We start from the raw sequence: 15,657 nt of genomic DNA on the forward strand, positions 1-15,657 counted from the left end.
AAGCCTTGCAACGCCACAATGAGCGTAGTAAGGCTTTTCATAGTTATGTATTATAGTTCGTTGATACTTACTTTACAATAATCAAAGAGTAGTTCTTCTTACCCTTCTGTACGAGGAGATACTTACCATCGATGAGGTCCTCGGCTGTTATAGGCTGGTCAAAAGCTGCGAGTTTTTCCTTGTTGAGCGCAACGCCACCGCCCTTAACGAGCTTACGCATCTCACTCTTACTTGGGAATATCTGCATACCTTCCTGATTGAAGACATCAACTGCAGGCTGACCAAGTACGTCCTTTGATACCTCGTAATGTGGAACATCCTTGAAGACATCAGTAAAGGTCTGCTCGTCTAACTGCAACAAGTTCTCCTTTGTACTCTTACCAAAGAGGATGTTAGAGGCTGCTATCGCCATATCAAGGTCTTCCTGAGAGTGAACCATACGGGTAACTTCCTCTGCAAGACGGTACTGAAGTGTACGACGCCCTGGGTCTTGACGATGCTCTTCAATAAGATTATCGATAACATCCTTCTCCAAAGAAGTAAAGATCTTTATATACTTCTCGGCATCATCATCACTAACATTCAACCAGAACTGATAGAAAGCATATGGTGTTGTACGGTTGCGATCGAGCCATATATTACCGCTTTCGGTCTTACCAAACTTCTTACCATCCGCCTTTGTTATCAATGGACAAGTAAGACAATATGTCTCAGTTTCGTTACCTAAAGTACGACGGATAAGCTCTGTACCAGTAGTCATATTACCCCATTGGTCATTACCACCCAACTGCAACTTAACACCAAACTTCTCAAAAAGATAGAGGAAGTCGTAACCCTGCAGAAGCTGATAGGTGAACTCAGTAAAGCTAAGTCCATCGCGACTCTCGCCACTCAAGCGCTTCTTCACACTATCCTTAGCCATCATATAGTTAACAGTGATGTGCTTACCAACCAATCGAGCGAAGTCAAGGAAGGTGAAGTCCTTCATCCAGTCATAGTTATTAACCATCTCAGCCTTGTTTGGCTCGTTACCATCGAAGTCAAGGAACTTACTTACTTGCTTCTTGATAGCCTCTTGGTTATGGTAAAGTGTTTCTGTATCAAGGAGGTTGCGCTCCTGACTCTTACCAGAAGGGTCGCCAATCATACCTGTAGCACCACCAACGAGGAGGTAAGGCTTGTGTCCACAACGCTGCAAATGACGCAACATCATGATACCACAAAGGTGTCCGATGTGCAATGAGTCAGCTGTTGGGTCAGTACCCAAGTAAGCTGAAACCATCTCTTTCTGAAGCATTTCCTCAGTACCTGGCATCATTTGAGCCAGCATACCACGCCAACGGAGTTCTTCTACAAAGTTCTTCATCTATATCTTTATACTTTAAGGAGTCAAGGGATAGAAGACTTTAAAAGCGTTCTGCCCTATCTTCATAAGCCTCAACTCTGTATTAATATTCTATTGTGAGCATCGTTAGGGCACTGGGTCATAACCACTACCGCCCCACGGATTGCATCTTAATATACGCCAAATAGTTAGAGCCAAACCCTTAAAAGGTCCATGCTTTAGGATAGCTTGTCTACCATACTCCGAACAAGTAGGAGTGAAGCGACAAGAAGGTGGCGTAAAAGGAGATATGAACTGGCGATAAAAGAGTATCGGAAGTATCAACAGCCATGATAAAACACGTGTGAAAAGACGCCATAGCTTAGCAAAAACATTATGAGACTGCTGCTCACATGGCATACTCTCGTTTCTCTCCTTCTCATCCATCATATCCGTTCTCCTATTCTTTGAAGCAGGTTACAGACCCGCTGTTCAATTGTAACAGAATCCATCAATTCGTTTGAAAGCCATATAAAAGCTATCAACAACTGCTTATCTGTTTGTTCGTTCACACGGAGCGTGACAAAACTCTTGTGCTTACGATAAGCCTCACGCACCTGCCGTTTAACCCTATTGCGCTTTACGGCACGTTTGAAATGCTTCTTCGGAACACTGACCAACACCTGTACATTCGACTCCATGACCGTTTCTTCTGGTGCTGAAGTCTCCGACTTACAGTCAATTAGTCTGTAAACAGCCTTCAAAGGGAATGCTGTCATCGCATGACTTCCACCAGTTCCAAAGAGCGTATCTATGAGCTTCTTGCTACATAGACGTTCTCCTTTTCTTAGTCTTTCTTCATGCTTTTCCATTCCTTATCAGCCTTTATTTACCGTATGTCCAGTACTGATATCGGCTCCTTCCCCATCCTTTCAGATGAGGCAGAAGCCGTTATATTATTTATTCTTCTCTTTCTCTAAGAAAGCACGCAACGCACCAGTCATAGAAGGATACTCCTTAGAAGGTGCTTGAAGGTCAAGTCTCAGACCCTGTGCCTCTACTTCCTTCGCTGTAGCAGGACCAAAGGCAGCTATCTTGATGTCTCCCTGCTCAAAGTTAGGGATATTCTCTTTCAGAGCCTTAACTCCTGTTGGGCTAAAGAAGACAAGCATATCATAATCAAAGTTCTTAACTTCTTCCTCTGTTAAGCCATTGCTCACCGTACGATACATCACACATTCCTTGTGCTTGAGCTTATTTGCATCTAACAACTCGCTCAGAGCCTCCGTATGTACAGAACTCTGCGGAACAAGGTACTTCTCAGTCTTATGCTTAGTCATTGTAGGGATAAGACTATCTATCTTTCCAGTATTACCAAAGAACACCTTACGTTTGCGGTACTGAACATACTTCTGGATATAAAGAGCAATCGTTTCAATCACACAGAAATACTTCATATCCTCTGGGATAGTGACACGCATTTCCTTAGCGAGCTTAAAATAATTGTCTACAGCATGACGAGAAGTAAATACCACAGCGGTATAATCCAACAGGTTTATCTTCTGCTGACGGAACTCTTTCGCTGAGAGTCCTTCCACTTTAAAAAATGGTCTGAAAACCAGTTCCACTCCCAAGTCTTCCGCTATGTCGTAATATGGCGACTTTTCGCTTGACGGCTTTGGCTGTGAAACCAAGATCTTTTTTATCATCGTGTCCTAAAAGTTTATTATCAAATAGTTATCTGTAATGAACAAAACGCCCCACAATACTATCAACGGCATCAATTCGAGCGCACAAAAGTACAAAATTATTTGCAGACTGGCACCCATTCTCTTAAAAAAGATACTGTAACTCTTATAAAAAGCAAGCATTTTGACGCATAACATAACAATTAGTGTATAAATCAATGCTGCATGGAGTGACAAAGAGAAGTAAACCAGCAAGAGTACTATCGGGAATAATAAGACTCCTTCCAAAGAGGAAAGGAATACCTGTGTTCGCCTCCATTGTCCATTATTTTTCCTATCAAAGAATACCCAGTTTACGAATCCATAGACCAGATACTTGAATAGGAAATAAGCGACAAACACACCAAAAAAGCATCCTATCGCTCCAAGTTGTGTATCATTCGAAAGCCTACCGCCCCCTAAATCTCGCGCAAATAAATAATAGAGAATACTTCCTAACAAAGAGGTTTGTGCTATCAAGATAGTCTGAAAGCGCATCTCTTCATTCGTTTCAATAGCCAACTCCTTACTACGACTTACACGAAAGAAACTCTTTATCTGTCGTTCTATGAAATTTCTCGATAGAGAAAACGCCACCATCGCCATCACAAAACAACCTAAGAGCATTGCTGCAATAACATTATCATTGCTTACAGCATAAGGAGCAAGTACGCCCGAAACTCCATCAGCATGATTGTTTCCTCGTTCTAACTTGAAAAACTTATTCCCTTTAAAGTAGCCTTCTTCTGCAAATTTGAAGTCCGTCAGCTGAAACTTCTTCTGTTTTTTAGGGCGTAACAAGATAGACGAGTCAGTTTTCTGACCCGCCTTACCCTCAGAATCGACATTCGCCTTCTTCCCCGCTGCCAATGTTGACTTTAGCAATAGAGAAGGGCGAACAATGGAATCAGTTGTCGGCATTGTCTATTAGAGTCCGAATGTCTTTTTAATATCCTCTACACGATCGAGCTTTTCCCAAGTGAAAAGTTCAATATCAACCGTCTTAGTATCATGATAACGGCTCTCAAAGGTCTTCTGAACAACCTCATTCTGGCGTCCCATGTGACCATAAGCAGCAGTCTCCAAATACATTGGCTGACGAAGCTTCAACGTCTTCTCAATAGCCTTTGGACGAAGGTCAAACAGTTTCTTCACCATCTCTGCTATCTCACCATCAGTAGCCTTCACATGTGAACGACCGTAGGTATTCACATAAACACTAACAGGCTCAGCAACACCAATAGCATAAGCCAACTGTACGAGAATCTCATCACTCACACCAGCTGCCACCATATTCTTTGCAATATAGCGTGTAGCATAGGCTGCAGAACGGTCTACCTTACTTGAATCCTTACCAGAGAAGGCACCACCACCATGACCGCCTTTACCACCGTAAGTATCAACAATAATCTTACGACCAGTCAAACCAGTATCACCATGAGGACCACCAATCACAAACTTACCCGTTGGATTGACAAGATACTTGATATTGTCGTTGAACAAGGCAAGTACTTTCTCCGATGTTATCTGTGCCTTTACACGTGGCATAAGGATTTCAAGTACATCCTTATGTATCTGCTCTACCATCTCTTTATCAGCCTTCAACTGTGCCTCACGTGAGTCGTCAGCAGGCTTGATAAAGTCGTCGTGCTGTGTTGAAACAACGATAGTGTCAATTCGCTGTGGGATATTGTCATCGCTATACTCCACTGTCACCTGACCCTTTGAGTCTGGACGGAGATAAGTCATCTGCTTACCTTCCTTGCGGATGTCAGCCAACGTGGTCATAAGGAGGTGTGCCAAGTCGAGTGTCACAGGCATATAATTGTCTGTCTCGTTACATGCATAACCAAACATCATACCCTGATCACCAGCTCCCTGATTCTCGGCATCACCATTGTCAACGCCACGGTTGATATCATCACTCTGCTCATGAATAGCAGAAAGAACACCGCAGCTATTGCCATCAAACTGATACTCAGCCTTTGTATAACCGATTTTGTTAATTGTCCTACGAGCAATTGTCTGAAGGTCAACATATTCCTTAGACCTTACCTCACCCATAATCACTACCTGACCTGTAGTATTAAAGGTTTCTATAGCGCAACGTGCATCCTCATCATATGCCAAGAACTGGTCGAGCAATGCGTCGCTTATCTGATCGGCAACCTTATCTGGGTGTCCCTCAGATACTGATTCCGATGAAAACAAATATGCCATATATTTATCTACTTTTTATGTTTGTATTTATTACTAACTCTCTGTTTAAGAATGCAAAGTTACTGCAACTTAGCGGGATAACAAAATAAATAAGTAAGATTTATACATTATTGGGGGGATTGATGGGTGTTGGGGGGTAAATGTTGGGTGGTGATGATTAGTAAATAGTGGGTGGTGGGTGGTGAATGTTGGGTGGTGATGATTAGTAGTATTCGGTGTTAAAAGATGAATGATGAAGAAAATACAATCAAAGATTACCATTTCAAAATCTACTTTATCTGAGAAGTCAATAATTACATCGGAGCAATTTTAGTGTTATTGTCGCATAATTTGCAACGATATAAACCTTAAATCGTCGCATAAAATGATTCTTCCGTTAAATGTGTGGACACTTTTCGTATTGTGTTAACGGAAGAATCGAAGTTACTCATTAAACAAAAACATGGCTACGACAGTCAACTATCTATCCTATTATTATCCTCTGACATTGAAAATCTTTTCGTTTTAAGACTTCGAAAATATGTAGATAGAGTTTGAAAAATCATTACATAATTTCAAAAAAAAACATCTATAACTAACGGCAAAAAACACATAAGAAGCAGGTTTGCAATCAACAGAGTATCAATTAGTTACCAAATAACAAAATAAAAGGTGCTTAATTGGACTTCAAAAGGGCGTTAATAAGAGCCTTAAAGGGCATCTTTTGCAACCCAAAAGGGCGTCTTTTAGAAGCCAAAAGAGCATGTATTGGTTTTGAAGTGCTTGAAAATAGTTTACACACATATCAAATAATAAGGAAATAAGCAGGTTGTAGATGACAAATAGACATCGCATCTAATTACATTTATCATGTAGTTTATCCCCCTTTATAAAACCATCTAATTGGAGGTAAGTTTACCATGTATGTGGATTAATCTCATTCTATTAACATTCTACACATTTAACGGAAGAGCCAAATATTGGGTGGTAATGAACAGTTGATATTAGGTGTTAAATGATGGAGGATGGCGATATAGCTATCCTACATATCTTCTCCAAGAACGTCGCAAAATATGCGTTATTTGAGAAATTATTTGGAGTTTCGGCTTTATTTAAGTATTTTTGTCGCATAATTTGCGACGATATAAGACACAAATTGCCGCATAAATGATATAAAAGGATGATGTATATACACGAAAGAGACAATTGGACTAACTTCCGTTGGGACACTTCAAAGGTGGAACTACTCCAAGAAGAGGTATTCCGTAAACAGGGTTTGCTTTACGGGAGATTGGCTTCACTGGGCTTTGACAGCAAAATACATGCTATGGCAGAGAACCTTACTTATGATATAGTGTATTCTTCAGAAGTTGAAGGCATCCGCCTTAACGTGGATCAGGTCCGTTCTTCCATAGCAAGAAAACTTGGGATTGAGAACGTAAAACATACTGCACCATCTCACTATGTTGACTCTGTTGTCAACGTAATGCTCGAAGCTGTACAGCATTATGACATGATTCTCACAAAAGAAAGATTATATGCTTGGCAAGCTGCATTCTTCCCTTCTGGCTACAGTGAAGGTAGCCAGATAGAGATTGGACAGTATCGAACGAACGAAGAGCATATAGTCAGTGGAATATTTGGACGCGAGAAAATTCACTATATTGCTCCTTCTCCAGACCGTATTGAAGAAGAAATGCAAAAGTTCCTCAGATGGTTTAATAAAGAAGAACCTGTAAGTAGTGTCATACGTTCCGCCATTGCTCATTTCTGGTTTGTAAGCATTCATCCATTTGAGGATGGAAACGGACGATTAGCACGTATTCTTTCAGATATGCTCTTGGCACGTGGCGAGAAAAGTAGGTTCCGTTTCTACAATATTTCATCACAGATAAACAAGGATAAGAAGCACTACTATGACATTCTCGAACGTATGCAGCGTGGAGATGGCGACGTTACGGAGTGGTTAGTGTGGTATATGCAGAAATTGGTGGATGCACTTGACGAAGCTGGTGCCACCGTCACAACAATCTTAAACAAGAGTTTCTTCTGGCAGAAAGCATCGGTTGTTCCTATGACAGAACGACAAACACAAATGCTAAATCTATTTCTTGACGGCTATGAGGCAAAGATAACATCAAAGACATGGGCAACGTTAGCAAAATGTTCGAAGGACACTGCCATTCGTGACATCCAAGATCTGGTTGACAAGAATATCCTTGTAGAAAGTATACCTGGCGCAAAACGACCAAGCTATTCCATCGTTTATGACAAAGAAGATTTAACCCAATTCTTCACGGATGTGAACATAACAGAGGAAAATGGCGTACCATATCTTCATGCTTTATTTAAGACTAAGAAGCCTATACGCGAAAGAGTTACAAAGCTTGACGCTGACCGTTATCAGAAAGGTGATTTGTTATTGAATGATTTACTCAATAAATACTGTTCGTATATGGTTGCCGACAATAAAGAGTGATGACTCTCTATCTATGCTAATGAAGTATATGAATACAAAGGAATATGATAGTTCCGTGTGCATAAAAAGTAGACATCGTAAAATCGACAGGTTCTACAAGCATTTTATCGACCAAAGAAAGAGAGCCCATTTGCCAGAAATGACAAATGGACTCTCTTTCTTTTAAATGATAAAAAGCTATCTCCTACAAATTCTTTTCATGAAGAAAAATATTTAATTACATGAAGAGAAAGATTTATTTTCACGACAATAAATATTTATTTTCATGAAAATAATTCGCTGTTGGTAGTTTGTTAAATGAAAAAGGACCCATGAGAGTCCTTTTTCAAACATAGAATACGTATTATTTTGCTGGTGTCATTACCACCTCTGCATGGTTACCTGCTGCCAAGATCTGCTTCAAGTGAGCAGCAAGCTTAGCTGGAGTGATTGCCTCAACAGTCTTCTTATAGTTGGTATGGAAGTCTACACCTGACCAAATATAGTCGTCGAGAATACCCATCCAATAGCCGTTAGTCTTAGCAGAAAGTTCTGCATCCTTAAGCATGAAGTCCTTCACCTTCTGCACCTTATCGGCATCCATCTTCATTGTATTTTCCTTCATACCCTCAGCAAGAAGCTTCAATGCAACATCAGACTTCGCTGGGTCCATTGGACAATAAGCCTGAATAAGTGCTACTGGCTTGTTGCCAAGACGGCGTAACTTACCACCTGCGCTTACAGAGTAAGCTGCACTCGCATCCTCACGAATACTCTTCAAGTAAACCATAGAGAGCACCTGACCCGCTGCACTGGTAAGAATATCATTCTCAAGGGTATAAGCCATTGGCGCATGCCAGAACTCAAAGGCAATCGCCTTTGGTGTCTCAGACTTACGAGTGAACTTATTTACCGCCTGACCTGCTACATAACTTGGAACTTCCTTCCAATTCTCAGCCTTGCCCTTAGGAAGACATGCAATGTACTTTTCAATCAATGGGCGGAGTGTAGCCTCATCAAAGTTACCTACGAAGTAGTAAACAAACTGACCAGGATTAGCAAAACGCTCCTTCCAAATCTGCAAGATACGATCGTAACTTACATTCTTCAATGTATTCAATGTCATTGGAGCGAAACGTGCTTCATGACCGTAGATAGTGTTGCTGAGCGAATCACCAAAGACACTCTCAGGTGAGAGATCCTTGTTCTTGAGCGCTAACTCCATTTGTGCCATCATTGCTTTGTATGAAGCCTCATCCTTTGCAATATTGGTAAAGTTGAGGTAAAGCAACTGCATCATTGTCTCAATATCCTTTGGAACACATGAACCAGCTAATGACTGATAGTAGCTTGACATGCTGCAGCCCACAGAAGCCTGCTTACCAGAGAGTGCCTTCTGTAATTCCTGACGTGAGAAATTACCCAAACCGCTGTAACCGAGGACAGCATCAAAGAGTTGTAAGTTGCTGAAGTCAGCCTTACCATAGAGGCCCTTACCGCCCTTCGCAGAAGCTTGGAACTGAATTTCATTGTCCTTGAAGTCGGTCTTCTTCAGAATAACACGTGCGCCATTGCTCAGTGTCAACTCCTTATAACCAAGCACCTTATTCTCCTTCTCGCCAACAATCTTACCAGCCTTAGGGAGTTTCTTCTCATCGAGTAGAGGCTCCTGCTTTACATTGTCAACATATGGTTCAATCTTCTCAGCACGTACAGAATTGATTGTCTGTGCCATCTGAGCCTCTGTTGGGTAAGTAGCACCAGCCTTCTCCTGTGCAAAGATATAAGCTACGAAGTTACTATCCTTATCCGTGATGAGTTCCTGTGCATACTTATTGATTACGTCAACATTCAATGCAGGCATCTCAACCAACTGCTTCATAATCTGATAATCATCCTCCTTGCTTGGGATTGGTTCGTTAGCAAGATAGTGATCACGAAGTTCATCACCATACTGAGCGTTCTTCACCTTGTTACGATTGACGTAAGCTGACTCCAACTGAGAGAGGTATTCAGCCTTCATACGGTCGTATTCGCCTGCTGTAAAGCCATAAAGACGAACGCGCTGTGCCTCACGATAGATAGCAGCAAGTGCTTGAAGGTCCTTACCTTCCTTAGCATCTGCAGCCATACTGAAGGCAGCCTTTGGTTTTGAAAGCATGTAATCGCCATCCTCTGAATAAGCACCTGTGAAAGGACAGTCGGCTTTCTGTGCTAATTCAGCGAGTCGCTGATTGAGCATCATAGTGATGATATTCTTTGCGTAAGAGTCTACATAGTAGTACATATCGCCCTTCTGTGCGTCAGGGAAGGCGTCATGCTTCATACTGAAACCAACCTGACTGTAAGGCATCTCCTTATCCTTACCAAACACGTAGATAGCGTCCTTGGTGTCTGGCACAGCCTCTTCTACAACCTGTGCTGCATTTGCAGGAACAGTAGCGTTAGCCCAAAGCTTCTTAATCTCATTCTCTGTGTGGTCTACATCAATATCACCAACAACGATGATACACTGATTATCTGGACGATACCACTTCTTATAATAATCGCGGAGGTCCTGATAAGGGAACTTGTCAACAATGCTCATCAAACCGATTGGCATGCGATGACCATACTTTGAGTTAGGATAGAACTTTGGCAAAACGTCATCATAGATTCGCATCACTGGTGTACGGCGCAGCTGCCACTCCTGATGAATAACGCCACGTTCCTTATCTATCTCCTTGTCAGCAAGTGTCAAGCCGTTTGACCAGTCCTTAAGAATCAACAGACAAGAGTCGAGTGCTGTCTGACGAGTTGTTGGCACGTCGCAGATACGATAGACCGTCTGGTCGATACTGGTGTAAGCATTCAAGTTACTACCGAACTCAACACCAAGTGAACGGGTGAATTCGAGGAGCGTAGAATCAGGAAAATGCTCTGAACCATTGAATGCCATGTGCTCAAGGAAGTGAGCCAAACCACGCTGGTTGTCGTTCTCTTGAATAGAACCAACACGCTGTGCAATGTAAAAATTGGCTACATGCTCTGGCCATTCATTGTGAAGGATGTAGTAAGTTAAGCCATTGCTGAGCTTACCTTGTCTTACATTCTTATTCACAGGGATAGGTCCCATCTGCTGTGCAGAGACCATTCCAGTGACAAAGAGTAAGACGATTAAGAATAAATGTTTGATTTTCATCTTAAACGTTGTTTGTAATTTTAATATTAGTTTTATGGCGCAAAGATACATAAAAATCTGTTACGCAATCCGATTTTTTTATTTTTTATATCTTAACAAAGTATCAATAAAGATTATTCTGTCAATAAGTCCATCTGCTGGCGTTCGTTATACTGGATATTACGGGGGTGATGTTCGAGAATTTCCTGCCGTAGTGTAGAGGTGTCGATATGCGTATAAATCTCTGTTGTACCAATACTTTCGTGTCCTAACATTGCCTGAATTGCACGCAAGTCGGCACCACCTTCGAGCAAGGAAGTGGCAAAGGAGTGGCGAAGGGTGTGTGGAGAAATTGTTTTCTTGATACCAGCTTCAACCGCATATCGCTTAATCATGATAAGAATCATCGTACGCGTAAGGTGCTGTCCACGACGATTTAGAAAGACATAATCCTCCTCTCCGGGTTTGATTTTCATCACATTACGGTCGGCAAACCAGTAGCTTAGCTCGTCTAAGGCACGTGGTGAGATTGGAACCAAGCGTTCCTTCGAGCCTTTACCCATCACTCGAATATACTGTTCTTCAATATATAGGTTGGAAAGTTTTAGGTTGGTGAGCTCTGATACACGCAGTCCACAAGAAAACAAGACTTCGATAATGGCACGATTGCGGTGCCCTTCCCACTTTGAAAGGTCTATTGCCTGCTCTAAGAGGTCTACTTCAGCTGTGGAAAGAACCTCTGGTAAGTGGTCAGGTTGCTTTGGCGACTCTAACAACTCAGTCGGGTCTACTTCCAAATAACCATCAATAACAAGGAAACGATAGAACTGACGCACCCCACTGAGAATGCGTGCCAACGAGCGAGGACCAATGCCAAGGTCGGAGATAAAGGCTGCAAAGTGTTCTAAATCTTCTAACTTCACATCCAACACATCAACCTGTTCCACAGCAAGATAGCGAAAGAGCTTATCTACATCACGCATATAAGCATCCAACGTATTCACCGAATAGCCTTTCTCTAACTTCAGATAACGACGGTAACGGCTGACAATATCCTTTGAATTCTTGTCTGTTTCCATTTAATTTCTTATTTTTGCATACTGCAATTTATATGCAAAGATACATCAAAAAACGATATTTGAGAAGAAAGAGATATGAAAGTAATCATTATTAATGGTCCCAACTTGAACCTGTTAGGGGTGCGTGAACCTGAAATATACGGTAGTATGTCTATGGATACCTTCCTTTCACAACTGCGTGAAAGCTATCCTAACTGTACCATTGACTATTACCAAAGTAATGTTGAGGGCGAACTCATCAACAAGCTACAGGAGACAGGCTTCTCATATGATGGCATTATCCTCAATGCTGGGGCTTACACACATACAAGTATTGCGCTTTTAGATTGCATCCGCTCTCTACAAACGCCAGTGATTGAGGTACATATCAGTAATGTTAACGACCGTGAGGACTTCCGTCGACACTCAATGATTGCCCCTGCCTGCATGGGTACGATCCAAGGCTTTGGTCTTAACAGCTACAGATTGGCTATAGAGGCTTTGTCACTCCTATAACCTTTCAACACTCATCATCACTATCATCACCCATGCCAACAACCAACACCTATACTTCCCTCACCGATGAGGCGGGCTGCGATGCCTATCTTGCCTCACATATTGACCCAGAAGGCGATTATCTTTACCGCCTTTATCGTGCCACAAATATCCATACCATTCACGGACGTATGGCAAGTGGTCATCTGCAGGGGCGTCTTCTGAAGATGCTTGTACAAATGATACGTCCTAAGAATATCCTCGAAGTGGGTACTTTCAGTGGCTATTCGGCTATCTGTATGGCTGAAGGATTAGAGGAAGGGGGCAAGCTCTATACCTTTGAAATCAATGACGAGATGGAGGATTTCACCCGTCCTTGGATTGAAGGGTCGCCAGTTGCCGACAAGATTGACTTCCGTATCGGTGATGCTGCAGAAGAGGCTCCAAAGTTGAGGATTCTATTTGATATGGCTTTCGTCGATGGTGACAAGCGCAATTATACAGAAGTATATGAGAAGTTGTTGCCCATCATCCGACCTGGTGGCTATATCCTCGCTGACAACACACTGTGGGATTGGCACGTCATTGACCCTGCCTACGACCACGACCAACAAACGATTGGTATCCGCCGTTTCAATGACTTTATTGCCAAAGACGACCGAATCGAAAAGGTTATTCTCCCACTACGCGATGGGTTAACGCTGATTAGAAAGAAATAAAAGCTACACATAGCTGGCCCCTCCCCCCTGCCCCTCCCCCATAGGGAGGGGAGTAATTACCGCAAAGGGATAACTATAACGATTTTATAATCCATTAGTTGCTTTCACTCTCATAACATATAGCAAAGCATTTGGCCCTCAACACCACTGGTGCGTACCATCCGCACCACACGTGCGGGGCGTTCGCACAACATGTGCGGACCCTCAACACCAAACATACAAAGCCTAACTTCCATCCTCAAACATCCGCATTTCATCACCACTCAACACCCAACAACTATCACCCAGCATAACATTTCATCACCAACCAACACCCAACAACTATCACCCAGCATAACATTTCATCACCACCTAACACCCATCACCTATCATCCACCATCACATTTCATCACCAACCAACACCCATCAACTATCACCCAGCATAACATTTCATCACCAACCAACACCCAACAACTATCACCCAACATAACATTTCATCACCAACCAACACCCAACAACTATCACCCAGCATAACATTTCATCACCAACCAACATACAACAACTATCACCCACCATAACATTTCATCACCAACCAACACCCAACAACTATCACCCATTATCCAACACCCAGCATAAAAGTTTGTGGGTTTTTCAAACTTTCAGTACCTTTGCAGGATAAAACAATAAATAGATAAGACAATGCAAGAGACAAGACAAAACCGCATATCACGTCTCCTTCAGAAGGAGTTAGCAAGTATTTTCCAGACACAGACACGTATGATGCATGGTGTTTTGGTTAGTGTAACACGTGTAAAGGTGAGTCCAGACCTCAGTATCTGTACCGCCTACCTCAGTATTTTCCCATCTGAAAAGGGAGACGAAATACTGAAAAACATCAATGCTAATGAGAAGACTATCCGCTATGACTTAGGTCAGCGTGTGCATAATCAGCTGCGTATCATCCCTGAACTACGCTTCTTCATTGACGACTCCCTCGACTACTTGGAGCGCATTGATGAGTTACTAAAGAAGTAGGAAGTGGGGGATGGGTGTTGAATGTTGGGTGTTGGGTGATGAATGTTGGGTGTTAATGATTACTACAAAGTGTATTAATACTCCACCAAACATCAACACCCATCATTCAACACCCATCATTCAACACCCATCATTCAACACCCATCATTCAACACCCATCATTCAACACCCATCATTCAACACCTAACACCCTACCCGTCAACACCCAACATTCAACACCTAACACCCAACATGAACTTCCCTTTTTACATTGCCCGCCGTTACCTCTTCTCAAAGAAGAGTACACATGCTATTAACGTTATCAGCCTCATCTCCGTACTCGGAGTGTCTGTGGCAACAATGGCATTGGTCGTTGTATTGAGCGGATTTAATGGATTCTCAGACCTTGTAGCATCCTTCTTCACCAACTTCGATCCACAAATTAAGATTGAAGCAGCAAAGGGTAAGGCTATGTCGGCTAACGACCCTTTACTTTTAAAGGTTAAAAAACTACCTTCAGTAGAGGTGGCTACAGAATGTGTAGAGGACCAAGCATTAGCTATCTATCACGACAAACAAGCTATGGTCAATGTGAAGGGTGTGGAGGATAACTTCGATTCGCTGACACATATCAGTAATATCCTCTACGGAGAGGGTGACTTTAGACTTCATACAGCCAATCTGCAATATGGTGTTCTCGGTATTAGATTGGCACAAGACCTCGGTACTGGAGTTGCATGGCCAGACTACTTACACATCTATGCACCCCAGCGTGAAGGACAGTATGATGCTTCTGATCCAACAAATGCCTTTGTAAAAGACTCATTGATATCTCCGGGAGTACTCTTCCAAGTAAAGCAGATGAAGTATGACAAGGGATATATTATCACCTCCCTTGATTTCGCACGCCGTATCTTCAACCGACAAGGAGAAATGACTTCTCTTGAGTTACGCATGAAACCGGGTGTCGACATTGACAAGGCAAAGGACGAAATACAAACCCTTCTCGGTGATAAATATAAGGTATTAGATCGCTATGAGCAGCAAGCTGACACGTTTAACATCATGCGTATAGAGAAGCTCTTTGCCTATATCTTCCTCACGTTTATCCTTATGGTGGCGTGCTTTAACATCATTGGTTCGCTCTCTATGCTCATCATCGACAAGAAGAATGACGTCATCACCCTGCGTAACCTTGGTGCAACAGATAGTCAGATACGCCGTATCTTCCTCTTTGAAGGTAGAATGATTTCTGCTGCTGGTGCTGTCATCGGTATTGCACTTGGCTTATTACTTTGCTGGTTACAGCAGACATACGGTCTTGTACAGCTCGGTGATCAGGCTGGAAACTTCGTTGTTAACGCCTATCCTATTAGCGTTCATCCAGAAGATATCATCACAATCTTCCTCACAGTTATCCTTGTTGGATGGCTTTCCGTGTGGTATCCCGTACGTTATATGAGTCGTAAACTGACGAGGGATTAAGCTATCCCTCGCCTATCGACTAACAACTATAAACCTAAA

Annotated in this window: 14 protein-coding genes; 6 read left to right on the forward strand and 8 right to left on the reverse strand. The window is 42.3% G+C overall.

Annotation, left to right across the window (positions count from 1 at the left end):
• Positions 1-67: 67 nt before the first annotated feature.
• From tyrS to metK, 6 genes are all read right to left on the reverse strand, one after another.
• Complete coding sequence (gene tyrS, locus HMPREF0659_RS06680) at positions 68-1,366, reverse strand: tyrosine--tRNA ligase (protein WP_013265033.1); 1,299 nt, start codon at positions 1,364-1,366, stop codon at positions 68-70.
• A gap of 105 nt (positions 1,367-1,471) precedes the next feature.
• Positions 1,472-1,744 carry a membrane protein insertion efficiency factor YidD gene (gene yidD / locus HMPREF0659_RS06685; RefSeq protein ID WP_394330196.1) on the reverse strand — a complete coding sequence of 91 codons (273 nt, stop codon included), beginning with the start codon at positions 1,742-1,744 and terminating at the stop codon, positions 1,472-1,474.
• Positions 1,745-1,770: 26 nt separating this feature from the next.
• The gene (locus HMPREF0659_RS06690; RefSeq protein ID WP_013264221.1) at positions 1,771-2,196 is read right to left on the reverse strand and encodes a ribonuclease P protein component; all 426 of its coding nucleotides are present in this window, start codon (positions 2,194-2,196) and stop codon (positions 1,771-1,773) included.
• Positions 2,197-2,280: 84 nt separating this feature from the next.
• Complete coding sequence (locus HMPREF0659_RS06695; RefSeq protein ID WP_013264327.1) at positions 2,281-3,033, reverse strand: uroporphyrinogen-III synthase; 753 nt, start codon at positions 3,031-3,033, stop codon at positions 2,281-2,283.
• 6 nt (positions 3,034-3,039) lie between these two features.
• Positions 3,040-3,972 carry a DUF4271 domain-containing protein gene (locus tag HMPREF0659_RS06700; protein ID WP_013263916.1) on the reverse strand — a complete coding sequence of 311 codons (933 nt, stop codon included), beginning with the start codon at positions 3,970-3,972 and terminating at the stop codon, positions 3,040-3,042.
• 6 nt (positions 3,973-3,978) lie between these two features.
• A complete protein-coding gene (gene metK / locus HMPREF0659_RS06705; protein ID WP_013264164.1) occupies positions 3,979-5,271 on the reverse strand; it encodes a methionine adenosyltransferase in 1,293 nt (430 codons plus the stop codon).
• Positions 5,272-6,433: 1,162 nt separating this feature from the next.
• On the opposite strand from metK, the gene HMPREF0659_RS06710 reads away from it, so the two are divergent.
• Positions 6,434-7,729, forward strand: a complete 1,296-nt coding sequence (locus tag HMPREF0659_RS06710) for a Fic family protein (protein ID WP_013264743.1) — start codon at positions 6,434-6,436, stop codon at positions 7,727-7,729.
• A gap of 343 nt (positions 7,730-8,072) precedes the next feature.
• Here HMPREF0659_RS06710 and HMPREF0659_RS06715 read toward each other — a convergent pair whose 3' ends face one another.
• Both HMPREF0659_RS06715 and xerA read right to left on the reverse strand, forming a co-directional pair.
• On the reverse strand, positions 8,073-10,889 hold the full coding sequence (locus HMPREF0659_RS06715) for a M16 family metallopeptidase (RefSeq protein WP_044045931.1): 2,817 nt from the start codon (positions 10,887-10,889) through the stop codon (positions 8,073-8,075).
• A gap of 113 nt (positions 10,890-11,002) precedes the next feature.
• A complete protein-coding gene (xerA, locus tag HMPREF0659_RS06720; protein WP_013263966.1) occupies positions 11,003-11,947 on the reverse strand; it encodes a site-specific tyrosine recombinase/integron integrase in 945 nt (314 codons plus the stop codon).
• Positions 11,948-12,022: 75 nt separating this feature from the next.
• Here xerA and aroQ point away from each other — a divergent pair, with 75 nt between their 5' ends.
• The 5 genes from aroQ to HMPREF0659_RS06740 all read left to right on the forward strand — a co-directional run bounded on the left by aroQ (position 12,023) and on the right by HMPREF0659_RS06740 (position 15,618).
• Positions 12,023-12,442, forward strand: a complete 420-nt coding sequence (gene aroQ, locus HMPREF0659_RS06725; RefSeq protein ID WP_013264955.1) for a type II 3-dehydroquinate dehydratase — start codon at positions 12,023-12,025, stop codon at positions 12,440-12,442.
• A 32-nt stretch (positions 12,443-12,474) separates the two neighbouring features.
• Entirely contained in the window at positions 12,475-13,140 is a 666-nt protein-coding gene (locus tag HMPREF0659_RS06730) for an O-methyltransferase (protein ID WP_013264160.1), read from the forward strand.
• A gap of 192 nt (positions 13,141-13,332) precedes the next feature.
• Positions 13,333-13,653, forward strand: coding sequence for a hypothetical protein (locus tag HMPREF0659_RS12640; protein WP_155812156.1), 321 nt, complete (start codon positions 13,333-13,335; stop codon positions 13,651-13,653).
• A gap of 165 nt (positions 13,654-13,818) precedes the next feature.
• The gene (gene rbfA, locus HMPREF0659_RS06735; RefSeq protein ID WP_004361056.1) at positions 13,819-14,154 is read left to right on the forward strand and encodes a 30S ribosome-binding factor RbfA; all 336 of its coding nucleotides are present in this window, start codon (positions 13,819-13,821) and stop codon (positions 14,152-14,154) included.
• Positions 14,155-14,385: 231 nt separating this feature from the next.
• Positions 14,386-15,618 (forward strand): FtsX-like permease family protein, encoded by a 1,233-nt coding sequence (locus tag HMPREF0659_RS06740; RefSeq protein ID WP_013263878.1) that lies wholly within the window; start codon positions 14,386-14,388, stop codon positions 15,616-15,618.
• The last annotated feature ends 39 nt before the right edge of the window (positions 15,619-15,657 follow it).

Source organism: Prevotella melaninogenica ATCC 25845, from assembly GCF_000144405.1.
Taxonomy (GTDB): domain Bacteria; phylum Bacteroidota; class Bacteroidia; order Bacteroidales; family Bacteroidaceae; genus Prevotella; species Prevotella melaninogenica.